The 22560-nt window shown below is 71.0% G+C and carries 25 protein-coding genes; 5 read left to right on the forward strand and 20 right to left on the reverse strand.

Features of this window, described 5'->3' with window-relative positions; translation table 11 throughout:
* Positions 1-107: 107 nt before the first annotated feature.
* The 11 genes from KUA19_RS00640 to rpsP form a co-directional block, all read right to left on the reverse strand.
* Positions 108-641 carry a M23 family metallopeptidase gene (locus KUA19_RS00640; RefSeq protein ID WP_217394636.1) on the reverse strand — a complete coding sequence of 178 codons (534 nt, stop codon included), beginning with the start codon at positions 639-641 and terminating at the stop codon, positions 108-110.
* Between the two features lie 277 nt (positions 642-918).
* Positions 919-1236 (reverse strand): DUF2469 domain-containing protein, encoded by a 318-nt coding sequence (locus tag KUA19_RS00645; RefSeq protein WP_217393757.1) that lies wholly within the window; start codon positions 1234-1236, stop codon positions 919-921.
* A gap of 100 nt (positions 1237-1336) precedes the next feature.
* On the reverse strand, positions 1337-2044 hold the full coding sequence (locus KUA19_RS00650; protein ID WP_217393759.1) for a ribonuclease HII: 708 nt from the start codon (positions 2042-2044) through the stop codon (positions 1337-1339).
* Positions 2038-2514, reverse strand: coding sequence for an NUDIX hydrolase (locus KUA19_RS00655; RefSeq protein ID WP_217393761.1), 477 nt, complete (start codon positions 2512-2514; stop codon positions 2038-2040). Before KUA19_RS00655 ends, KUA19_RS00650 begins: the two co-directional genes overlap by 7 nt.
* Positions 2515-2563: 49 nt before the next feature.
* The gene (gene lepB, locus KUA19_RS00660; protein WP_217393763.1) at positions 2564-3199 is read right to left on the reverse strand and encodes a signal peptidase I; all 636 of its coding nucleotides are present in this window, start codon (positions 3197-3199) and stop codon (positions 2564-2566) included.
* A 140-nt stretch (positions 3200-3339) separates the two neighbouring features.
* The gene (lepB, locus tag KUA19_RS00665) at positions 3340-4134 is read right to left on the reverse strand and encodes a signal peptidase I (protein ID WP_217393765.1); all 795 of its coding nucleotides are present in this window, start codon (positions 4132-4134) and stop codon (positions 3340-3342) included.
* 250 nt (positions 4135-4384) lie between these two features.
* Positions 4385-4741 carry a 50S ribosomal protein L19 gene (gene rplS, locus KUA19_RS00670; RefSeq protein ID WP_217393767.1) on the reverse strand — a complete coding sequence of 119 codons (357 nt, stop codon included), beginning with the start codon at positions 4739-4741 and terminating at the stop codon, positions 4385-4387.
* A 184-nt stretch (positions 4742-4925) separates the two neighbouring features.
* A complete protein-coding gene (gene trmD, locus KUA19_RS00675) occupies positions 4926-5696 on the reverse strand; it encodes a tRNA (guanosine(37)-N1)-methyltransferase TrmD (RefSeq protein WP_217393769.1) in 771 nt (256 codons plus the stop codon).
* Between the two features lie 14 nt (positions 5697-5710).
* Positions 5711-6229, reverse strand: a complete 519-nt coding sequence (gene rimM / locus KUA19_RS00680) for a ribosome maturation factor RimM (protein ID WP_217393771.1) — start codon at positions 6227-6229, stop codon at positions 5711-5713.
* 16 nt (positions 6230-6245) lie between these two features.
* Entirely contained in the window at positions 6246-6509 is a 264-nt protein-coding gene (locus KUA19_RS00685; RefSeq protein WP_217393773.1) for an RNA-binding protein, read from the reverse strand.
* A complete protein-coding gene (gene rpsP / locus KUA19_RS00690; RefSeq protein ID WP_217393775.1) occupies positions 6481-6957 on the reverse strand; it encodes a 30S ribosomal protein S16 in 477 nt (158 codons plus the stop codon). Before rpsP ends, KUA19_RS00685 begins: the two co-directional genes overlap by 29 nt.
* A 516-nt stretch (positions 6958-7473) precedes the next feature.
* Between rpsP and KUA19_RS00695 the strand changes: the two genes are divergently transcribed.
* The gene (locus tag KUA19_RS00695; RefSeq protein ID WP_217393777.1) at positions 7474-7806 is read left to right on the forward strand and encodes a hypothetical protein; all 333 of its coding nucleotides are present in this window, start codon (positions 7474-7476) and stop codon (positions 7804-7806) included.
* Between the two features lie 170 nt (positions 7807-7976).
* Here KUA19_RS00695 and KUA19_RS00700 read toward each other — a convergent pair whose 3' ends face one another.
* A complete protein-coding gene (locus KUA19_RS00700; protein WP_217393779.1) occupies positions 7977-8624 on the reverse strand; it encodes a ribonuclease FAU-1 family protein in 648 nt (215 codons plus the stop codon).
* 225 nt (positions 8625-8849) lie between these two features.
* Here KUA19_RS00700 and KUA19_RS00705 point away from each other — a divergent pair, with 225 nt between their 5' ends.
* Positions 8850-9248 carry a hypothetical protein gene (locus KUA19_RS00705; RefSeq protein ID WP_217393781.1) on the forward strand — a complete coding sequence of 133 codons (399 nt, stop codon included), beginning with the start codon at positions 8850-8852 and terminating at the stop codon, positions 9246-9248.
* Between the two features lie 55 nt (positions 9249-9303).
* Here KUA19_RS00705 and proS read toward each other — a convergent pair whose 3' ends face one another.
* Both proS and KUA19_RS00715 read right to left on the reverse strand, forming a co-directional pair.
* A complete protein-coding gene (proS, locus tag KUA19_RS00710; RefSeq protein ID WP_217393783.1) occupies positions 9304-10713 on the reverse strand; it encodes a proline--tRNA ligase in 1410 nt (469 codons plus the stop codon).
* 23 nt (positions 10714-10736) lie between these two features.
* Entirely contained in the window at positions 10737-11819 is a 1083-nt protein-coding gene (locus tag KUA19_RS00715; protein ID WP_217394637.1) for an amidohydrolase family protein, read from the reverse strand.
* A 49-nt stretch (positions 11820-11868) separates the two neighbouring features.
* On the opposite strand from KUA19_RS00715, the gene KUA19_RS00720 reads away from it, so the two are divergent.
* The 3 genes from KUA19_RS00720 to KUA19_RS00730 are packed head-to-tail and all read left to right on the forward strand — an operon-like array spanning position 11869 to position 14235.
* Complete coding sequence (locus KUA19_RS00720; protein WP_217393785.1) at positions 11869-12648, forward strand: hypothetical protein; 780 nt, start codon at positions 11869-11871, stop codon at positions 12646-12648.
* Positions 12645-13388, forward strand: a complete 744-nt coding sequence (locus tag KUA19_RS00725) for a hypothetical protein (protein ID WP_217393787.1) — start codon at positions 12645-12647, stop codon at positions 13386-13388. Before KUA19_RS00720 ends, KUA19_RS00725 begins: the two co-directional genes overlap by 4 nt.
* 40 nt (positions 13389-13428) lie before the next feature.
* Positions 13429-14235, forward strand: a complete 807-nt coding sequence (locus KUA19_RS00730; RefSeq protein WP_217393789.1) for a hypothetical protein — start codon at positions 13429-13431, stop codon at positions 14233-14235.
* A gap of 66 nt (positions 14236-14301) precedes the next feature.
* Here KUA19_RS00730 and KUA19_RS00735 read toward each other — a convergent pair whose 3' ends face one another.
* The 6 genes from KUA19_RS00735 to KUA19_RS00760 form a co-directional block, all read right to left on the reverse strand.
* Positions 14302-15216: a sulfotransferase domain-containing protein gene (locus KUA19_RS00735; RefSeq protein WP_217393791.1), complete on the reverse strand. Its 915-nt coding sequence runs from the start codon at positions 15214-15216 to the stop codon at positions 14302-14304.
* 259 nt (positions 15217-15475) lie between these two features.
* Positions 15476-17029, reverse strand: coding sequence for a signal recognition particle protein (gene ffh, locus KUA19_RS00740; protein ID WP_217393793.1), 1554 nt, complete (start codon positions 17027-17029; stop codon positions 15476-15478).
* A 337-nt stretch (positions 17030-17366) separates the two neighbouring features.
* Positions 17367-19655 (reverse strand): [protein-PII] uridylyltransferase, encoded by a 2289-nt coding sequence (locus tag KUA19_RS00745; protein ID WP_217393795.1) that lies wholly within the window; start codon positions 19653-19655, stop codon positions 17367-17369.
* A 35-nt stretch (positions 19656-19690) separates the two neighbouring features.
* Positions 19691-20029, reverse strand: a complete 339-nt coding sequence (locus KUA19_RS00750) for a P-II family nitrogen regulator (RefSeq protein WP_212833127.1) — start codon at positions 20027-20029, stop codon at positions 19691-19693.
* 24 nt (positions 20030-20053) lie between these two features.
* Positions 20054-21496: an ammonium transporter gene (locus KUA19_RS00755; protein ID WP_217393797.1), complete on the reverse strand. Its 1443-nt coding sequence runs from the start codon at positions 21494-21496 to the stop codon at positions 20054-20056.
* Positions 21497-21749: 253 nt separating this feature from the next.
* Complete coding sequence (locus KUA19_RS00760; RefSeq protein WP_372451739.1) at positions 21750-22553, reverse strand: aminoglycoside phosphotransferase family protein; 804 nt, start codon at positions 22551-22553, stop codon at positions 21750-21752.
* Positions 22554-22560: the final 7 nt, after the last annotated feature.

The following is a 22560-nucleotide window of genomic DNA, read 5'->3' on the forward strand; positions in this document are numbered from 1 at the left end:
CGAGGCTGCAGTTTCGGGGAAAGTGCACGAATCAAGGCGGTCTTTCCAGCAGTTTCCCCGAAACTGCACCACCCGCCGCCGCACCACCACCCGGCGCGGCGGACGGGTCAGCGGGTGGGCAGGAGGCGGACGCGGGCCAGGCCGAGGACGGCGAGCGGATCCAGGTAGGCGGCGCCTCGGCGCAGGCCCCAGTGCAGGCAGGCGGCCACCGGGCAGCCGGGGTGGCCCGGTGTGAGCGCGCCCAGCACGGTTCCGGCGTCCACCTGTTCCCCGGGCTGGACCGAGGCCTGCACGGGCTCGTACGTCGTGATGAGGCCGTCAGGGTGGGCCACGCTGACGACGCCCCGCCCGGCGAGCGTGCCCGCATAGCGAACCACCCCGGCGCCGGCGGCGAGCACGGGCGTGCCGGGCTCGGCGGCGAGATCCACTCCTCGGTGGCCGGGTAGCCACGGCTGCGGCGGCGGGTCGAACCGGCGCACCGGTCGCGGTGTTCCGTCCAACGGCCAACGCCAGCTGTCCAGGCGGGCGACGGCGGCCCAAGCCGCCGCCGGGACGGCCGTCCGGAAAGCGAGGACCGGATGCGCCGGCAGAGGGGTCTCGACAGAGGCGGGTGCGGCGGCCGCAAGCGACCCGGTAGGCATGGCGGCCAGTGCGACGGCGAAAGCAGAGTCCCGCGCGGCCGACGGTGCCGCGGCAGGTGTGGCGGCGGTCGAGCCGGAGGTACTGGGCAGCGGCGGGAGGAGGCAAAGCAGCAGGGCGGCGGTCCGGCCCCGGCGGAGCCGGACCGATGCGATCGATGTCATGAGCCGAGGCTGCTGCCCGGGGCGCCGGGACGCGATGTGCCGGCCCGGCGTCCTGTGGACAGCGCCCGTCTTGGGGACAGCCGCCCGATCGTGCGTGCGGTGTGCTAGCCCCGCCTCAGAAGCCGCCCTCGGCAGGCACCGAGATGTCGGGCTTCTCCAGCTCCTCGACGTTCACATCCTTGAACGTCATCACGCGTACGTTCTTCACGAAGCGCGCGGGACGGTACATGTCCCACACCCACGCGTCGTGCATCTCGACCTCGAAGTAGACCTCTCCGTCGGAGTTGCGCACGTGCAGGTCCACCTGGTTGGCCAGGTAGAACCGGCGCTCGGTCTCCACCACGTAGGAGAATTGGCGCACGATGTCGCGATACTCCCGGTAGAGCTGCAGCTCCATGTCGGTCTCGTACTTCTCGAGATCCTCTGCGCTCATCGTTCGCCCTCCTGCGGCCACATCCTGCCGAAGAACCGTACCCCGCCGCGGCACGGCACGCGCGTTAGCCACGGACGGCGGCCGTGGGACGTCAGCCGGGTCACACCGGCACGGCCGGGCCGCCCGCGGCGCGTCCCCGTGAGGTAGCGCCCGAACCGTCCCGATCCATCGCCCGTGCGACGTTCTGGTACGAGTGCCGGTGCACCGGACTGGGGCCGTACCGCTCCAGCGCGGCCATGTGTTCGGCCGTGCTGTACCCCTTGTGCACCGCGAAGCCGTACTGGGGATACACCATATCGAGCTGTGTCATGATCCGGTCACGCGACACCTTGGCGAGCACGCTCGCGGCCGCCACGCACGCCGCCACCTGGTCGCCCTTCCACACCGCCAGCCCCGGCACGCCCACGCCGTCGACGGGGAAGCCGTCGGTCAGCACGTACGACGGGCGGGTGGTGAGCGCGGCCAGCGCCCGGCGCATCGCGGCGAGGTTGCACACGTGCAGGCCCCGGGCGTCGATCTCGGGCGCCTCGATCACGATCACCGCGTACGAGGTGGCCACCGCGACCACCTCGTCGAAGATCCGGTCGCGGGCGGCCGCCGTGAGCAGCTTCGAGTCGGTCAGCCCGTCGATCTCGCCGCGCCGACCGGGCGGCAGCACCGCGGCGGCGGCCACCAGCGGCCCCGCGCAGGCGCCCCGGCCCGCCTCGTCCGCGCCCGCGACCGTGGCGAAGCCCCGCCGCTGCAGCGCGCGCTCGAGGGCGTAGAGGCCGCTCTCGGAGCGCACCACCGGACGCGTGGGAGTCAGCACGCGGCCACTCCCGCCCCGGTCAGCACCGACAGCAGCTCGGCCGGGTAGTAGACCTCGTCGGTCTGGCTCAGCTCGGCGACGCTCCACCAGCGGTGGCCGTCCACCGACGCCTGCTCGACCTCGTCGAACCGGCTGGTGTCCACGCGCCAGCTGTCCACCCGTACCAGGAAGAAGTCCTGCTCCTGGCGGAAGGCCACCCCGGCGAAGGTGAAGTGGGCGGTCTGCGAGTGCACGACCGCGCCGAGCCGGTCGACGGGCACGGACAGCCCCGTCTCCTCGAACAGCTCCCGGGCCGCGGCCTGGGCCGTGGTCTCGCCGTCGTCGAGGCCACCGCCGGGGGTGAACCAGTACGACTCGTCGGGCCGGTGCGGGTCGGTGCCGTGGAACAGCAGCACCCGCTCACGCGCGTCGACCAGCAGCACCCGTCCGGCACGCCGGAGGCGGGGCTGCTGCTGCGGCTCGGTGGACATGACTTGCAGCCTAGTTCGTCGGCGGCGCGGCGGCGTGCCGCGCCCGCGGTCAGCCGCCGGAGGTCGGCGCCGGCACGTCCTTGTACGTGTCCGGCACGGTCAGCCAGGTGCCCCGGTCAAACGGCCAGAACAGCACGAACGCGCGCCCGATCACCGAGTCCATCGGAATGGTGGCCTGCATGATGTCCTGGTTGGAGTTGCTGTAGTTGGCCAGCGAGTCGCCGGAGGCCTCGCGGTGGTCGCCCATGACCCACAGGCGGCCCTCGGGCACCACGATGTCGAACTTCTGCGGCGCCATCTTGTTGCCCGGGTACACGTACGGCTCGTCCAGCGGGTGGCCGTTGACCTGGATCCGGCCCTGCGGGTCGCAGCAGACCACGCGGTCGCCGGGGGTGCCGATGACCCGCTTGATGTAGTCCTCGTGCTCGGGCGTGCTGCGCCAGCTGTCCGGCGAGACAAAAACGATGATCTCGCCGCGCTCGGGGTCACGGAAGTCGTAGACGAGCTTGTTTACCAGCACCCGGTCGTCGACGAGCAGCGTCTGTTCCATCGAGCCGGACGGGATGAAGAAGGTCTGCACCACGAACTGGCGCACCAGGAACGCCACGATGATGGCAACGCCCAGCAAGATTGGCAATTCGCGCCAGAACGAACCCTTGCTGCTTTTGGTCTGCTCGTCAATCACGCACGGAGCCTACGCGGCGAAACTGAAAACGACGATCACCGGTGGTGTGTCCCCGGCATGGCACACCGCCGCCCTACCGTCACGGCGCGTGCCGGGCCTGGCACGCGCCGATATTCCGCCGCAAAGGTGACAGAAGGTCGTCACACCCGCGGCTGACGGCGGTCCCGCCGACGGCGCACCAGGGCGATCCCCAGCAGCAGGGGCGCCACCACGGCCAGTTCCGTCGTGGGGAGCTGATGCGCACCGATCGCGCCGAGGGCGGTCGCCCCCGGGGCGGGCACCTTGTCGAAGACCTCCTGGTGGGCCACCGAGCCCCAGCGGTCCAGCGGCAGCGCCACCACCATCGCCTTGCCGATGACGTTGTCGATCGGCACCTGCCCCTGGCAGCGGGAGTCCTGCGAGACCAACCGGTGGTCACCCATCACGAACAGCATCCCCGGCTCCACCGTGACCTCGGGGAACGTACGCGAGATGCAGGACTTGGCCTCGTTTCCGGAATCGAGCGGCGAGTTGCGGATGACGTACGGCTCCTCGACCGGCACCCCGTTGACGTAGATCCAACCCTCGACGCTGCAGCAGGAGACCCGGTCGCCGGGCACGCCGATGACGCGCTTGATGAAGTCCTTCTCGCCCGGCTGGCTGATGCCGACCAGGTCACCAACGGTGCGGCCGAGCTTGGAGAAGAAACCCGCGTCCGGGTCGGTCCGGTTCTCCGGCGCCCAGTTGTCCGGGCCGCGGAAGACGATGACCTCGCCGCGCTCGGGGTCGCGGAAGTCGTACACCACCTTGTTCACCAGCACCCGGTCGCCGACCAGCAGCGTGTCCTCCATCGATCCAGACGGGATGTAGAAGGCCTGCATCAGGAAGGTGCGGATGAGCACGGCAAGGCAGAACGCGACCACGAGCAGCAGCGGGAGCTCCTGCCACAGGGGCATGCCCTTACGCCGGCCACGACGGCGGCGCTTCGGCCATTCCTCGCCCGTGAACTCGTTCTTAGCTGCCCTGCCGGTAGGAATGAGTGCCACCACTGCCGCCGCTCGGAGTCGACCCGGAATGTCAGGGCGTCAGCCTAAGAGACGAGAAGCTTTTTCGGGAGACCCGATCTGGCGGATGGGCGGCGGCCCGCCAAAACGTAACAAGCCGGTGACATCAGTGGATGTCACCGGCTTGCCGAAGGCTTGCGCCTCAGGCGGGCTTGGCGTCCCGCAGCTCCTTGATCTTCGCCTTCTTGCCGCGAAGGTCGCGCAGGTAGTAGAGCTTCGCCCGGCGCACGTCACCGCGGCTGACCAGCTCGATCCGGTCGATGGCGGGACCGTGGATCGGGTAGGTGCGCTCCACTCCGACGCCGAAGCTCAGCTTGCGGACCGTGAAGGTCTCGCGCAGGCCCGAGCCCTGGCGGCGGATCACGACGCCCTGGAAGACCTGGATACGCGAGCGGTTGCCCTCGACGACGCGAACGTGCACCTTGAGGGTGTCACCGGCGCGGAAGGAGGGAACGTCGGCTCGCAGAGAGGCGGCGTCAAGTACGTCCAGCGTGTTCATCGCTGCATCCTTGATTCTCAGCGCACCGGTGTCGGTGCGCGGACGGGCGTTTCTGACCCACGCGCGTGCCACGGTCGGACGGACCGGGGCGTTCGGTTGGGGTCCTCGTCGTCGGCCACGGCGTGACCGGCAGACGGCAGTGTTCACCATATGGCGAAGCCACCGTCCGGAGACGGCAACCTCTCTACTCTGCCACACCGGCCGGTCGGGCCGGAAATCCGGCCCCGTCCAGTAGAGCGAGATCACGTTTGTCCAGCGTGGCCCGGTCGAGCGCGGCCAGCAGGTCCGGCCGCCGGGTCGCGGTGCGCAACAGCGCCTGATCCCGGCGCCAGCGGGCGATCTTCCCGTGGTCACCCGAGCGCAGGATCTCGGGCACGTCGTGGCCGCGCCAGCTCGCGGGCTTGGTGTAGACCGGCGTCTCCAGCAGCCCGTGCGCGTGCGACTCGTCGGCCAGCGACTCGGCGTTGCCGAGCACGCCCGGGATCAGCCGGGTCATCGCCTCCAGCATCACCAGCACCGCGACCTCGCCGCCGAACAGCACGTAGTCGCCGAGAGAGACCTCGCTGACGGGCATCCGGGTCGCCGCGTGGTCGAGCACGCGCTGGTCGATGCCCTCGTACCGGCCGCAGGCGAAGACCAGGTGCTGCTCGTGCGCGAGCTCGTACGCGGTGGCCTGGGTGAACGGGGTGCCCGCCGGGGTCGGCACCACCAGACGAGCCGAGCTGCCCTCGGGCACCAGCTCGTCCAGGGCCTGACCCCACGGTTCGGGGCGCATCACCATGCCGGGTCCGCCGCCATAGGGCGTGTCGTCCACGGTGCGGTGCACGTCGTGGGTCCACCGGCGCAGGTCGTGCAGGCCGAGTTCGAGCGTGCCCTGGGCCCGCGCCTTGCCGATGAGCGACAGCTCCAGCGGGGCGAAGTACTCGGGGAAGATGGTGACGACGTCGACGCGCATACCGCCTCCCCCTCCTACAGGTCGAAGAGCCCGTCGGGCGGGTCCACCACGATGCGGCCCCCGGCCACGTCCACCTCGGGCACGATCGCGCTCACGAACGGGATCAGGCCGGTGCGGCCATCGGCCAGCCGTACCACCAGCAGGTCCGACGACGGGGCGTGGTCGATGCGGGTCACCTTGCCCAATGGCTCGCCGCCCACGGTGACCACGGACAGCCCGACCAGGTGATGGTCGAGGAACTCGTCCGGGTCCTCGGGCGCGGGCACGTCGGCGGAGTCGACGTTGAGCAGGGCGCTCTTGGCCAGTTCGGCCGTGTTGCGGTCGGGGATCTCCGCGAAGACGATGATCAGCCGACCCTGGTGCGGGCGCACCGATTCGATGGTGAGCTTGCCCGGCAGCCCCGCGACGGTGGGCTCGACGATCAACGTCGAGCCCACCGTGAAGCGCTGCTCGGGCTCGTCGGTGCGCGGCTGGACCAGGATCTCGCCCCGGATGCCGTGCGCGCGCACGACGTGTCCGACGATCAGAAGCATCTGCTGCTGGCCGCCGTCAGAACGTGTCGACGATGTCGACGCGGATGCCCTTGCCGCCGACCGAGCCGACCACCTGGCGCAGAGCTCGCGCGGTCCGACCACCGCGACCGATGACCGTGCCGAGGTCTTCGGGATGCACCCGGACCTCGAGCCGCGGTCCACGGCGGTTGTCGACCATACGCACCCGGACGTCGTCCGGGTGGTCCACGATGCCCTTGACCAGGTGCTCCAGCGCGGGCCGGAGCGCCGAGTCAGCCCTGCTGGTCGTCGCCGGCCGCAACGGCCTGCTCCTCAGCCTTGGCCTCGACGGCCTCGACGGGCTTCTCGGCCGGCTTCTCGGCGGCCTTGGCCGCCTTCTTCGCCGGGGCGGCCTTGGCGGGCTCGAGGCCCGCGGCGGCCTGCGCGGCGGCCTCGTAGGTCGCCTTGCGGTCGGCCTTCGGCGCCGCCACCAGCAGCGGCGGCGGGGCGGGCAGGCCCTTGAACTTCTGCCAGTCGCCGGTCTTGGAGAGGATGGCGATCACGGACTCGCTCGGCTGGGCGCCGACCGACAGCCAGTGCTGCACGCGGTCAGACTTGACCTCGATCACCGAAGGGTCTTCCTTCGGCTGGTAGATGCCGATGTACTCGATCGCCTTGCCGTCACGCTTGGTGCGCGAGTCGGCGACGACGATGCGGTACTGCGGGTTGCGGATCTTGCCCATCCGCAGAAGCCGGATACGAACGGCCACGGTTTTACTCCTGTGGGATTGAGGTGAGCGCCATTGCCCCGCGTGGGGTTGCCGGGCTCCGTTGCTCGAGACATCGAAGCGCCCCAGTAGTTAGAGGGCAGCCGGAAACGCATCGAATATCAGCTGACCATTGTGCCAGACCCCGGGCCCGCAGCCGCGCGCGGGCGGCGGCAAGGCGCGGGTTAGTCGCGCCACATCCCCGGTGGGCTCCAGGTGGCGATCATCACGACTGTCAGAGATGTAGATGTGATGATGCCGCCGCGGGCTCCGGATCCTGCGGGGATCCCCGCGCGGAGCGGGCACCGCGATGCCGTCACCTGCCACGATGCCGCCTCGACCGCGGTCGTGCCGCCGCACCGCGGCGTCGACCACAGAGGAATCCAGCACCGAGAACGGTGCTTACACCCGCCGTACCAGCACCGACCCTCGTCCGTACGGATGATTCTGCTGTGAAGTTGCTGAACGTAACGTGCCGGAGGTCACAACGGGGATCATCTACCACGGGGAGGACCCGACATGCTCGGCAAGCTCATCGGCAACAAGTACGGCCTGCTCATCATCGGCGTGCTCGCCCTGGGCTTCGGCATCTGGCAGCTGAACCAGACCGAGGTCACCTGCGACGGTCAGACCATGACCGAGGGCGACATCTGCGTCCACACCAAGAACGGCCGCACGACCGACGAGAACACCCTGGCCGAGGAGCGCGAGAGCCAGCAGCTCACGGGCAAGATCGCGGCCGGCCTCGGCGGCGTGATGGTTCTGGGCGGCGCGGGCTGGATCGTGGCGGGCATCGTGCGCGGCAAGCGCGAGGACGAGACCCCGGCGACCGACCCGGTCGCGGCGGCCTGAGCCCGCTCTCTGCGAACTTCGACGGCCGGGGTGCCCACGCACCCCGGCCGTCGCCGTGTCCGCCCTCAGTGCTCGCGTGCCCGGTCCCAGCGCTCGCGTGTACGGCTTCAGCGCTCGCGTACCCGGTCCCAGCGCTCGCGTGTACGGCTTCAGCGCTCGCGTACTCAGCCTCAGCGCTCGCGTGGCCGGTCCCAGCCCGCGGGCACGGTGTCCGGCAGGGTCCACCCCGGGTTCGGCTCGAACTCGCACCAGGTGCCGTCGAACGGGAACGAGCCCGCCTCGATCAGCTTCACCACCCGCTCGCCCTCGGCCCGCACCGCCGCCTCGTCGGCCACCCAGTAGTCGCCCGGGTAGGCCAGCCGCTCGACGAACTCCTCCTCGTCCTTCCACCGCCAACTCCGGTCCGGTGCCACCACGATGTCGAGGTCCTGGTCGACGATGTCGACTCCGGCCACGTGGCCGTCGTCCCAGCGCACCCCGGCCTCCTCCAGGTTGACGTACCACCGGACGAAGCGGCCCTGCTCGTCGCGGAACCACCAGACCGAGTGGTCCTCGCCCCGGGGCAGCCACTTCAGCAGGCTCGGGCCGCTCCACGCGACCTCCCACAGCTTCGTCTCGGTGACGAGCCACTCCGAGAACGGCATCGCGCGCAGGCCCCGGTTGTCGACCGTCTTGCGGTCGAGCATGGGCGCGCCGCGCGGCACCCACAGCAGCAGGCCACGCTCGTCGTCGGCGATGACGACAGCGGTCTTGAGCAGGCCGATCCGGTGGCCGTGGAAGTGCCGGTGCAGGATCACCCGGCCGGGTTCGAAACGCATGTGCCAACCTTAACGAGACGGCTTGATTGATTAAGTCGCTGACATTAGAGTCGCTCTGTCACAGGCAAGAAGTGGCCTTTCCCGGCCCGCCGGTGGCCGCGCGCACACCCAGCGCGGGCGCCATGGCGGGAATGGCTGGTCCTCGTCCGGGCGACCGGGCCGGGTGCGACGAGCTGACCAGACCTGAGTAACGACCCTGTTCACCGAACTCAGGAGGCCGAAGGGATGTCCATGCCCTTCAACCCGGGCCGCATGCCCAAGATCGACGAGGACATGACCTCGCTGGCGACCCACGTCGCCGAGATCGCCGAGACGCAGCGCAAGCACACCGCGATATTGGAGCGGCACACGGTCTACCACCGCGAGCACCGCGCCGAGCTCGCCGCCATCCGCACCGAGCTCGCCGATTTCAGACATGTGGTGGAGACCCGCTTCTCCGCCCTGGAGGACGACGTCGTGGGGCTCAAGACCGACGTGTCAACGCTCAAGACCGACGTGTCAACGCTCAAGACCGACGTGTCAACGCTCAAAACCGACGTGTCGACGCTCAAGACCGACATGGTCGACGTCAAGCAGACGCTGGCCGTGATCCTGTCGCGGCTGCCGGAGCAGCGGACGGCCTGAACATGCGGGAAGGGCGGTCACCGGAGGGTACCGGTGACCGCCCTTCGTCACGTCGTCAGTACGACCGGGCCAGGATGGCGGTCAGGTCGGGCTCGTCCTGGGAGGCGGGCACCGAACCGTCCGCCCGGAACAGGCAGCGTACGGTGATCGACTGCTCGTTCGCCTTGGCCTCGCCCTCGACGCCGACCCGCGACCACGGCACCCGCGCCCAGCCGGTGCCCGCCGCGGCGAGCGCGTCGTCGAGGTTGGTCACCTCGACGGTGTTGGCCTCGCGGCGAGCCAGCGCCTCGTCGTACAGCGCCTTCTGGTCGGCCTCCAGCGCGGCGGTGACCGCGCCGACCGCCTCGCCGAGCGCGAGCGGGGTCTTCGAGCCGTCGATGCGGCGCGCCAGCACGACCCGGCCCTCGGCGAGATCGCGCGGACCCACCTCGATCCGGACCGGGTAGCCCTTGAGCTCGGCGTCGACCGCGCGGCGGCCGAACGGGGTGTCGACGCGGTCGTCGAGCTTGACCCGGACGCCCGCGGCGGCCAGGTCGTCGACGAGCGCCTGCGCGGCGGTGGTGATCGAGCCGTCGGTCTCCTTGACCACGGTGACCAGAGCCTGGATCGGCGCCAGTGCCGGCGGGATGCGCAGGCCGTTGTCGTCGCCGTGGCACATGATCAGGCCGCCGAGCATGCGGGTCGAGGTGCCCCACGAGGTGGTCCAGGCGTACTCGCGCTCGTTGCTGACGGCGGAGAAGGCGATGTCGAACGCCTTGGCGAAGTTCTGGCCCAGCTCGTGCGAGGTGCCCATCTGCAGCGCCTTGCCGTCGCCCATCATCGCCTCCAGCGTGTACGTGCTGGTGGCGCCCGCGAAGCGCTCGCGGTCGGTCTTGCGGCCCAGCACCACCGGGATGGCGAGCAGGTCACGCATGTGCCGCTCGTACACCTCGTGGTGGATCTTCAGGGTGTACGCCTTGGCGTCGGCCTCGGAGGCGTGGGCGGTGTGCCCCTCCTGCCACAGGAACTCCGAGGTGCGCAGGAAGATCCGGGGCCGCATCTCCCAGCGGACCACGTTGGCCCACTGGTTGAGCAGCAGCGGCAGGTCACGGTAGGAGCCGATCCACTTGGCCATGAACTCGCCGATGACGGTCTCGCTGGTGGGACGGACCACGACCGGCTCGGCCAGCTGCTTGCCGCCGCCGTGGGTGACCACGGCGAGCTCGGGCGAGAAGCCCTCGACGTGCTCGGCCTCGCGCTTGAGGTAGCTCTCCGGGATGAACAGCGGGAAGTACGCGTTCTGCGCGCCCGCCGCCTTGATCCGGGCGTCCATGTCGGCCTGCATCCGTTCCCAGATCGCATAGGCCGTCGGTCGGATCACCATGGTGCCGCGGACCGGCCCGTTGTCGGCCAGTTCGGCCTTGGAGATCAGATCCTGGTACCAGCGGGGGAAGTCTTCCGCCCTGGGTGTGAGCACGCGCGCCATAGCGCGCCATCTTACCGGCCGGGCTAGACGATCACCCGGCCGCGTAGCACGATCCGGCGCGGGGCGAGCAGGGTGCGCAGATTCCGCCGCGGATCTTCGGCGTACACGACAAGATCGGCCCAGCCGCCCTCGTCCAGTCCGGGGAAGCCGAGCCAGCTCCGCGCCCGCCACGACCCCGCCGCCAGCACGTCCTCGGGCGTCATCCCGGCCGCGTGCAGCCGGAGCATCTCCTGCGCGGCCAGGCCGTGCGCGATGCCGCCGCCGGCGTCGGAACCGACGAAGACCGGCACCCCGGCCTCGTACGCGGCGCGCACCACGTCGGGGAACCGGTCGCGCAGCGCCAGCATGTGCTTGGCGTAACCGGGGAACTTGGCCTCGGCCCGCGCCGCGATGTGCCCGAACGTCTCAATGTTGATCATGGTGGGCACCAGGGCGGTCCCCCGCCGCGCCATCTCGTCGACCAGGTCGGTCGACAGTCCGGTGCCGTGCTCCACGCAGTCGATTCCGGCCCGGACCAGCGTCGCCACGCTGGACTCCTCGAAGCAGTGCGCGGTGATCCGCGCCCCGGCCGCGTGCGCCGCCGCCACCGCCGCGGTCAGCGTGGCGTCGTCCCAGGCGGGCGCGAGGTCGCCGGAGTCTCGGTCGATCCAGTCGCCGACCAGCTTCACCCAGCCGGTGCCCGCGGCCGCCTGCCGGGTCACCTCGGCCACCACCTGGTCGGCGGGCACCTCCACCCCGATCTCGGGCAGGTAGCGGCGCGGCGGGGCGACGTGCCGCCCGGCGCGGGCCAGGCGCGGCACCTCCGGGTCGTCGTCCAGCATCGGGTACGGCAACGGCGAGCCCGCGTCCCGCAGCGCCAGCACCCCGGCGTCCCGGTCGATCAGGGCCAGCGCCTTCGCCTGCGGGACGCTGGTCACCGGGGCGCCACCGGGCGCGATACCGATGTGGCAGTGCGCGTCGACCAGGCCAGGTAGCACGAACCCGCCGTCGCTGACCGTCCGTGCGCCGGGCACCGGGGTCAGCGACACCCGGTCGCCGACCAGCCAGAGGTCCCGCAACTCGTCCTCGGGGAGCACCACTCCCCGTACGTGCAGCGCCGTCGCCATGATCTGCACTGTCCCACACGGCTGGCCGAGCACCGCTACCGTGTCCGCCATGTCGCCCCTGCCTCGGCTGCGCTGGCTCGCCCTGTGCTTCGCCGTCCTGGCCCTGCTCCTGCGCGCCGCGGACGCGGTGTGGTGGGCGCCCCGGCACGGCCGCCAGGAGATCATCGGCCAGTTCTTGCCTGCCCTGATCATTTTCGGGCTGGCCATCGGCGGCTACGTCCTACTCATCCGGCCGTACCGCGAACTGCCGCGCACCTTCGAGACGACCGGCACGACCTTCATCGCGCCCGCCGCGCCCGGGGCGGCTTCGACGGCGCTCATCTTCGGATACCTCGCCGGAAGCGGCGTCGACAGCGTCCTCAAGCCCGACGGCACTGCCAGCGACCACCCGGCGGCCTGGATCTTCGGCGGCGCCGTGGTCGCGTCGCTGCTCGCGCTCGCCGTCCTGTCACTGTGGCGCGGGCCCCAGGTGGTGCTCGGCCGCGACGGCCTGACCATTCGCGGCGTGCGGACCCGGCACCTCCCATGGACCGCACTGCGGCGGGGCGGACCGGGCCTGCCGCAGGCGACCGACGTCCAACTGCTGCTGATCACGGCCACCCCCGCGGGCACGTACCGCCGCGAGCGGCTCCGGCTGGTTTCGCTGTACGTCGACGGTGAGTTCCTGGCCCGCGCCATTCGGCACTACGCCCAGCACCCCGAACACCGCACCGCCATCGGCACCGACGACGAGTTGGGCCGCCTGACCGCCGCGCTCGCGGCACCCGTCGCCGCTGCGGATGCCGCCCCTGCCGACGCGGCGCTCGGCGACCTCGGGGGGCGGGCATGACCGGTATCTCGCGGAGCCTGGCTGCGGTCATGGTGCGGCGCCCGCTGGCGGCATCGGTCGTCTGCGCGGGGTTCGGCGTGGCGACACGCGCGCCGGCCGCCGCGCTGCACCTGACCGGGTGGCCGGGGAGCGTCGCGCTGGTGACGGCGACGGTTTTGCTGGTACTGCTGGCGGTGGGCCCGCACCGGCACACTGCGGCGGAGTTCCTGGTGCGGTCCGGTACGTTCCGGACGCCTCGCTCGCCGCTGCTCGTCGTCACGATGATCCCCATCGGCTACCTGTTCGGCCAGGGCCTGCTCAAACTGCTGGGATCACCGCCACCGGCCGACCTCGGTCAGGTCACCCTCGAGATCACCCACGCAATGGCCCCGTTCCTGATCTTCACTTTGGTGATCGGGGTCGCGATGCTGTTCCAGCCGCGCCTGGAACTGACCCAGACCCACCTACGCGTCCATGGCCTGGGTTTCCCCGACATCCCCTGGTCGGACCTGGCCGCCGTGGCGCAGAACCCGGCCTTCCCGCGCCGGGAGCGCGGCCTGCGTGTCACCATCGCCCGGCCCGGCGGGCGCACCGCGTCGCCGAACGGCTCCCAGCGCGAGGAGCTGATCCCGACCGGCATGCCGATCGACTACGCCTTCCTGGCCGCGGCGCTGTCGCACTACGCCGGACACCCCGAGCACCGGGCCGCCATCGGCACCCTGGCCGAGCACGACCGCCTCATCGCCGACCTGCGGACATGACCACCCCACCGCCCTCGCGGGCAGCATTACTCTGTCCGCCATGTCTGCCCTCTCCCGGCTGCGCTGGGCCGCGTTCGGCCTCGCCCTGCTGGCGTTCCTGCTGCACGTCGCCGACCGGCTGTGGTGGTCGCCCCGCTTCCACGACCTGAGCTTCCCGGTCGACGCTCTGCTCGGCCTCGTGCTGCCGCTCGGGACGATAGCCGGACTGGTCACCTGGGCCTACTGGCTGCCGGCCCGGCGGTACCGGGCCGCACCGGCGGCCTTCGACGTCGTGGCGGGCGGATTCACCGCGCCCTCGGCGCCCGCGGTCGTCGGATACCAGGCGATCGTGTGGGGGCTGTTCGCCGGGTATGCCGTCCCGACGCGGTACAGCCCCGGCGGTGGCAGCCGACTGGGCGCGGACTCCTTCGAGAACGCCCAGGGTGCCGTCGTCGTGCTGCTGTGCCTGACGGGTGCCGCGATGTGGCTCTGGCGCGGACCCCGGGTCACGCTGACGCCGCAGGGCCTGCACATCCGGACCCTGCGCACGCGCCGTATCCCGTGGACCGAGCTACGGACCGGCGGACCGGGCGTGCCCACGCCCAATCAGCGCCAGCTGTGGCTGGACCTGTCCCGGCCCGGTGGAGCCGACAGGTGGGTCGCGCTGACCCTGATGCCCCTGTACGTCGACAGCGCCTTCCTGGCTCGGGCGATCCGCCATTACGCCGAGCACCCCGCGCACCGCGCCGCCATCGGGGACCCCGCCGAACTCGCCCGCCTGACCGCCGAACCGGACCCCTCCGATGCCGCCGTTATCGGCGCAGCGCCGCCGCTGGGTGACAGCCGGGGCGTGTCGGCGGGAGCGTGATCGCCCCGCCGAACTGAACCGAGCCCCCGGGTCGGGCCGCCCCGCTGAACTGAACCGGGCGCGGGGTCAGGCCGCCTCGCGGTGCAGCCAGGGCAGCAGGTCGGGTGCGCCGTACGTGGTGGCGAGCTCGGTGGCGCGGGCCTGGTAGCGGGCCAGTTCGGCGGCGTCGAGCAGGTTCCGCCCGGCGCCGGAGCCGCCCCGGCGGAAGAACGCCGCCCGGCTCTTGAGCACGCCCTGGGTGTCCGGCACGAACCGGTCGGCACCGGCCCGCATGCGTTCGAACGTGGCCGCCTCGACCAGCGTCGGCCAGACCTCCTCGGGCACCGCGATGCCGAGCCGAGCCGCGAGCGCCCGCATCCGGCCGTCGAGGTCGGCGAGCAGGTCGTCGTAGTGCACCAACAGGATGTTGGGCTGCTCGCGGCGGCGCCAGGCGTCGGCGAGGTGCCACATCACGCCAGGCAGCGAGTCCATCTCCTCGCGCGGGTCGGCCTCGCGGGTGGTCCAGCGCAGCAGGGCCTCATGCTCGGTCCGGTGGGGCCGGGGCGGCTCGGCCGGGTCGGGTGCGGGTTGGCCGGTGAGTTCGCGCAGGCGTACCCGGTCGAGGTTGTTGCTCTGGTGGTGCAGCGACACCGCCATGTCCAGCGGATGCCGGGCGACCACCACGTACGTGCACTCGTCGTGCAGCGGGATGCCGTCCAGCGGGGTGTGCGTCTTGATGAAACGCCGGTGCGGCTGCGCCGCGAGCTGGGCGTACACGTCTTCGGCCGGGGTGATCAGCCAGTCCAGCCACGGGGACAGCTCGGCCAGGGGCGCGGGCAGGTCGGGGGTCCGGAAGACCAGCAGCGCGCAGATCATCTGCATCCAGGTGGTCCCGCTCTTGGAGCGGGTGCTGATCACAATGTCGCCGAGGCGGGGCGGGAAGGCGAGCCAGCGGGCACTGTCCTCGTCGGACGAGCGGTAGCGCACGGGTTGATCAGGCATGACGCCGAGGTTAGTCGATCATTCACGGTTCACTCGAACGAGTAAAGCTTGCCTTGTTCGAACACCTGTTCGATAATGGATCCATGGCGGGGCGCCGCAGCAGCTGAGTGATGGCAGTCAGCATCTGCTCCGGCGCCCCACCGTTGGCGACGTGAGGCATCGCCGACGAACTGCATCGATCCAATGCAGACGAAGACCGCCGTCCCCCGGCGCGCCTGGCGCGCACAAGCCCTCGGGGGACGGCGGTCTTCGTCACGTACTACTTGTCGTTGTCGCCCTTCATCAGCTTGCCGAAGTCGAGCTTCGGGGCCTTGAAGGCGCCGCCACTCTGGCCGCCGAGCTGCTGCTCCAGCGCGGCCGGGTCCATGCCCGGGGGCAGCTGCGGCATGCCGGCCATGCCGCCGGGCAGGCCTGCGAAGCCGCCCCGGCCGCCACCGCCGCCACCCTTGGTGCCCTTGCGCTTGTTCTTCGGCGACTTGGTCGCCTTGCGGCGGGCACCGGGCAGGCCCATCATGCCGCCCATCTGCTTCATCATCTTCTGCGCCTGCTCGAAGCGGTTGAGCAGCTGGTTGACGTCCATCACGGTGACGCCGGAACCGCGGGCGATACGGGCCCGGCGCGAGCCGTTGATGATCTTCGGGGTGGTCCGCTCGGCCGGGGTCATCGAGCGGATGATCGCGGTGACCCGGTCGAAGTGGCTGTCGTCGAGCTCGGCGAGCTGGTCCTTCATCTGCCCCATGCCGGGCATCATGCCGAGCAGGTTGGCGATCGGGCCCATCCGGCGCACGGCGACAAGCTGGTCGAGGAAGTCCTCCAGCGTGAACTGCTCGCCACCGAGCAGCTTCGACGCCATCTTCTCCTTCTGATCGGCGTCGAACGCCTGCTCGGCCTGCTCGATCAGAGTGAGCACGTCGCCCATGCCGAGGATGCGGCTGGCCATCCGGTCGGGGTGGAAGACGTCGAAGTCCTCCAGCTTCTCGCCGGTGGACGCGAACAGGATCGGCTGACCGGTGACCTCACGCACCGACAGCGCCGCACCACCGCGGGCGTCGCCGTCGAGCTTCGACAGGACCACACCGGTGATGCCCACGCCGTCGCGGAACGCCTCGGCGGTGGCGACCGCGTCCTGGCCGACCATGGCATCGATGACGAAGATGACCTCGTCGGGGTTGACCGCGTCACGGATCGCGGCGGCCTGGTTCATCATCTCGGTGTCGATACCGAGGCGACCGGCCGTGTCGACGATCACGATGTCGCGCATGGCCCGCTTGGCGTGCTCGATCGACTCCTTGGCGACCCGTACGGGGTCGCCGACGCCGTTGCCGGGCTCCGGCGCGTACACCTCGACGCCCGCGCGCTGGCCCAGCACCTGGAGCTGGTTGACCGCGTTCGGGCGCTGCAGGTCACACGCGACCAGCAGGGGCTGGTTGCCCTGGGCCTTCAGCCAGCGGGCCAGCTTGCCCGCGAGCGTGGTCTTACCGGAACCCTGCAGACCGGCCAGCATGATCACGGTCGGCGGCTGCTTGGCGAACTGCAGTCGGCGCGCCTGCCCGCCGAGGATCGCGATCAGTTCCTCGTGGACGATCTTGATGATCTGCTGGGCCGGGTTGAGCGCCTGCGACACCTGCGCGCCGCGCGCCCGCTCCTTGAGCTTGAAGATGAAGGCCTTGACCACCGGCAGCGCGACGTCGGCCTCCAGCAGCGCCAGTCGGATCTCGCGCGCGGTGGCGTCGATGTCGGCGTCGGTGAGCCGGCCCTTGCCCCGCAGCTTCGTGAAGATGCCGGAGAGCCGGTCGCTCAGGGTGTCAAACACAGCGCAACATCCCAAATCGTCGAGTTCTACTGGGTACAGGCCGAAGCAGCCTTGGTAAGGGTAGCCCGTGCCCGCCTACCCCACCGCGCCCGCGCGCCCTCACCGCCTCGGGCTTCGTGCAGTTTCGGGGAAAGTGCAGGAAAGGCGGCCGTGATTCGTGCAGTTTCCCCGAAACTGCACGAATCACGGGGCGGACGGCAGGGCGGATGCGCGCGGTGTCGCGCCGACAGGTGCAGAGCAAGGCCGTGGGTGCAGAGCAAGGCCGTGGGTGCAGAGCAAGGCCGTGGGTGCAGAGCAAGGCCGTGGGTGCAGAGCAAACGGCGGCGGGTGAGGTGGGTCAGACGGCTGCCAGCACCGCGGCCTCCACCTCGGCCCGGTCGAAGTCGCCGACCAGGTAGAACGCGTCGACGACGTCGGCGCCCAGGGTCGACACCCGGGCCGTGCGCACGTCCACGCCCAGCTCGGCCAGAGCCGAGGTGACCCGGTAGAGCAGGCCCGGCGCGTCGGTGGCCCGCAGTTCCAGTACCTGGGCGTCGGTCGCCTCCGCCCAGATCACCCGGGGCGCGGTGGTCGAGCCGCGCCCGTTGCCGCCCGCGGCGGCCAGCCGTCGGGGCGCGGCGAGCTGGTCGAGGCCGACCCGGCGCAGGTCGGCGGCGAGCAGTTCCCGGTCGGGCGCCGCGCCGTAGCGGGTGTTCACCGCGCACTCGATGATCGCCCGCTGCCCCATCGTCGAGGAGTTGACCGCGACAATCTCCAGTCGGTGCGTGGCCAGGCAGCCCGCCACGGCCGCGAGCAGGCCGCGCCGGTCCTGGGCGGCCAGCGCCACCCAGTCGTCGGCGACCTGCACCACCGGCAGCGGCCCGGCGATCAAGGCCGGATCAGGCGCGGCGGGCGTGGGCGACTCGGCCCCGCCCAGCGCCGCCCGCACCCGACTCACCAGGTCGTCGATGAGCTTGGACTTCCAGGCCGACCAGGCGGCCGGGCCGGTGGCGGCGGCGTCGGAGCGGGCCAGCATGTGCAGCAGCTCCAGCGTGGTCACGTCACCGACGGCCTTCACCACCTGGGCGATCGTCGCCGGGTCGTCCAGGTCGCGGCGGGTGGCCACGTCGGGCAGCAGCAGGTGGTAGCGGACCAGGTTCGAGATCGTGGTGACGTCGGCGGTGGGCAGGCCCATCGCGGTGCCGATCTCCAGCGCCAGGTCGGCGCCGATCTCGCTGTGGTCGCCGGGCAGGCCCTTGCCGACGTCGTGCAGCAGCGCGCCGAGCACCAGCAGGTCCGGCCGAGACACCTCGCGCGACCAGGTCGCGGCGTTGGCGGCGGCCTGCACCAGGTGCCGGTCGAGGGTGTAGCGGTGCACCGGGTGGTGCTGCGGGGTGCCGCGCAGGCGGGTCCACTGCGGCAGCCACTGGGAGGTCAACCCGAACCGGTCACACGCCTCCCAGGCGGGCACCAGACCGGTGCCCGCGCCGAGCAGCGTCAGGAACGCCGTACGCGCCGTGGCCGGCCACGGGGTTGGCAGTGGCGGGCAGAACCGGGCCAGCCACTCCAGCGTGGCCCGCGCGATCGGCATGTGGTGCTGGGCCGCGGCGGCGGCCACCCGCAGCGACAGCGACGGATCGGGATGCGGCCCGACGGCGGCGCGGGCCAGCACGATCTCGCCGTTGACGGCGACGACGTCGCGGGCGACGGGACGGCGGACCGCGGCCGCCTCGGCGGCGCGCGGGTCGACCCCCCGGCCGGTCGGCCCATGCCAGCGCTGCACCGAACGCCACGCGTCGGTCAGCGACCAGGAGACGGTACGCGCGTCAAGCCCGATCCGGCGCAGCAGCGCGTCCCCGTCGGCCAAGCCGAGCAGCTCGGCCACCTGCAGCCGCTCCTGCGCCCGCAGCCGGTCGTTGCGCCGCCCGACGCTCACGTGCAGCGCGTCGCGTACGTCCAGCAGCCGGGTGGCGGCCGCCCGCACCTGCGGTGGCAGCGCGTCGGCGACCCCGGCGACGCCGATGCCGCGCAGCACGCCCACGTCGCGCAGCCCGCCCGCGGCCTCCTTGAGGTCGCCCTCCAGCAGATACGCCAGTTCGCCGTGGGCGGCGTGGCGCTCCTCGCACAGCTCCCGCAGGCGCAGCAGCTGGCGGCGGGCGGTGCGCCGCCACTGGTCGACGGCGGCGCGGGAGAGCTGGGCGGTCAGGGCCGGGTCACCGGCCACGTGCCGCGCGTCGAGCAGGCCGAGCGCGACCTTGACGTCGTCGTGCGCGGCGTCCAGTGACTCGGCGACGGTACGGGTGGAGTGGTCCAGCCCCATCCGGGCGTCCCAGATCGGGTACCACAGCGAGGCGGCCAGTTCGTCGATGCCGGGCACGCCGCTGTGCAGCAGGATCAGGTCGAGGTCGCCGTGCGGCGTGCACTCGCGGCGACCCAGACCCCCGACCGCCACCAGGGCCAGCCCCGTGGACCGCTCGGTGAAGGCGGGCGGCACCAGGCGGCGCAGCCAGTCGTCCAGCGCGTCGGCCCGAGCGGCTCGGGCGTCGGCGCCGATGGCGGACGGATCGCGCTGCGCGAGCCGGGTATAGGCAGGCCCGGGGCCCACCGCCCCGTCCGTGCTGGAAGGTGCGGTGTTCCCCGGGCCCATGGTCCCTCTTTCAGGTTGTTGCTTCAGCGACAAGCTCAGAGCGCGTCGAGACCGCGCTCGCCGGTGCGCACCCGGACCACGTCGGAGACCTCGGTGACCCAGACCTTCCCGTCACCGATCTTGCCGGTGCGGGCGGCGGTGACGATGGAGTCGACGACCTTCTCCACGTCCAGCTCGTCCGTCACGACCTCGATCCGGATCTTCGGCAGGAACTCCACCGTGTACTCGGCACCCCGGTACACCTCGGTGTGGCCCTTCTGCCGACCGTAACCCTGGACCTCGCTGACCGTCAGCCCAGCCACGCCCATGGCGTGCAGAGCCTCCTTCACCGCGTCCAGCTGGTACGGCTTGATGACGGCGGTAACCAGCTTCATGCTCAACCCCTCCATCCAGGGACCTTAACCGGACACCTTCTCGGTGACCGGAGCCGACTCCTCGACCTCGGCCACGGGGGCCTTCGGCGTGGTGATACCCGCGAGGGCGAAGGCGCCGCTGCCGCCGCCGCTGGCCGGAGAGAGGTCGTACGCGCTCTCGGCGTGCTCGCTGATGTCGATGCCACCGACCTCGGCGTCCTTCGAGACCCGCAGGCCGGCGGTCTTGCTGACCACCCACGCGATGATCGCGGCGACGGTGAACGAGTAGACCGAGACCACGCCACTGGCCGCCGCCTGCCGACCCAACTGGGTCAGGCCGCCGCCGTAGAAGAGGCCGTTGCTCGCGCCCAGGATGTTCGGATCGGTGATCCAGGAGTTGACCGCGGCGTTGGCGAAGAGGCCGATCGCCAGCGACCCGATCCAGCCACCGACGAAGTGCACGCCGACCACGTCGAGCGAGTCGTCGTAGCCGAACTTGTACTTCAGGCTCACCGCCAGGGCGCAGACCGCACCGGCGACCAGACCCAGGATGATCGCGGCCCAGGGCGAGATGAAGCCACAGGCCGGAGTGATCGCGACCAGACCGGCCACGGCGCCCGACGAGGCACCGACCAGGGTCGGCTTGCCGTCGCGGATCCACTCGACCAGCAGCCAGCCCAGCAGCGCGGCGGCCGTGGCGACCTGGGTGTTGACGAACGCCACCGCGGCGGTGCCATCGGCGGTCAGCTCGGAACCGGCGTTGAAGCCGAACCAGCCGAACCACAGCAGACCGGCGCCCAGGGCGACGAACGGCACGTTGTGCGGCTTGAAGGTGTCCTTCGGCCAGCCGACGCGCTTGCCGACGACGAGCGCTGCGGCCAGGGCCGCGGCACCGGCGTTGATGTGCACCGCGGTACCACCGGCGAAGTCCAGCGCGTGCCACTTGGCACCGATGAAGCCGCCGCCCCACACCCAGTGCGCCACCGGCACGTACACCAGCGTGAACCAGCCCGCCGCGAACAGCAGCCAGCCGAAGAACTTGGTGCGGTCGGACAGCGAACCGCTGATCAGGGCGACCGTGATGATGGCGAACATCATCTGGAACACCAGGAACACGTAGGTCGGGATCCCGGTGGACGCGCCGCCGGCGAACCAGAACTCCGAGAACGTGGTGCCCGTGGTCCCCTTGGCGAAGCCCAGGTACTGGGTGAAGCTGCCGATGAAGTCGTTGACGCCCCAGCCGCCGTCGACGCCCTTGTTCTCATTGGAGCCGAAGCTCAGCGAGAAACCGTACAGCAGCCACAGGACTGAGATGAGCCCGATGCACGAGAAGCTCATCATCATCATGTTGAGCACGCTCTTGGACCGGTTCAGGCCACCGTAGAAGAAGGCCAGGCCGGGAGTCATGAGCAGGACTAGCGCGGAGGAGACCAGCAACCAGGTGGTGTTGCCGGTGTCGACCGTAAGTACTTCCTCAGCGAGCAGCACGCTGCCCTCCTTTGGGTGAGATCCTCCCTCCCAGCCCTCGAAGGCGTCCCGTACGGCTCACCGCCGCTGAAACCGGCGAACCTTTCGGCCCGTCGCCTCCGCCCTCCGGCATCAGTGCCGTTGGTGCTGGTTGGGGGGCAGCATCGCCGTCCCCTGTTTCACGCAACGACGCTGGTCGGTTTCCAGCGCGTCACGATCTGTTTCGTACGTGTGAAGAAATGTTCACACGTGAGAGAACGATTCATCAGGTGAATCAGCGCAGCGCGTGCTCCAGCGTGTAACGCTCGTAGTCAATCAGCCGAAGGTCGCGCAGCGGTCGCCGAAGGTGTCCCTTCTGCACGATCCGCACGAACGCGGGCTCCCCCGCGGTGGCCAGTCGGCGGATGCCCTCGACGTGGTCCACGATCCGCTTGCGGATGGTGCGGACCAGGCGGTGCCGGTCGCGCGGGATCAGCCCGTACGCGTCGGCGAACAGGCGCAGGCGGCGCGGGCGGTCCGGCCGGTGCCAGCCCAGCGTGATCGAGTCGCGGTCGCTGAAGATCGGCACCCAGGTCCACGCGGCGTACGCCACGTCGTAGATGCGCGAACCGGGCGAGGCCAGGTCGAAGTCGATCATCGCGAGGGTGCCGTCGGGGCGCCAGATCACGTTGTGCGGGGCCGCGTCGTGGTGGCAGATGATCTCCGCGTCCGGCGGCGGCGGCCCGAACGAGCGCCACACCCCGCCCTGCGGCGTGCGGAAGCCCGCCTGGGCGTCGTGGAACATCCGCAGCATGGTCGCGACGGTGACCAGGGCCTCGTCGGTGACCCAGTGCGGGGCCAGCGGATACTCGCCGCACTCGCCAGGCAGGTAGGAGAGGACCTCGCGCCCGTGCTCGTCCATGCCCAGGGCGCGCGGGGAACCGGTGAAGCCCGCGTACTCCAGGTGGCGCAGCAGGGCGTGCACGGTCGGCGTCCAGGGTCCGGCGTTGCGCCGAACCGTCTCGCCGACCCGCACCACCGTGCTGACGTTGCCGCCGCGCAGCGGGATCTCGGTGGGGTCCAGATAGGGAGCTGTCACGTTTCGC

This window comes from Catellatospora tritici (assembly GCF_019083965.1).
In the GTDB taxonomy this organism is placed as follows: domain Bacteria; phylum Actinomycetota; class Actinomycetes; order Mycobacteriales; family Micromonosporaceae; genus Catellatospora; species Catellatospora tritici.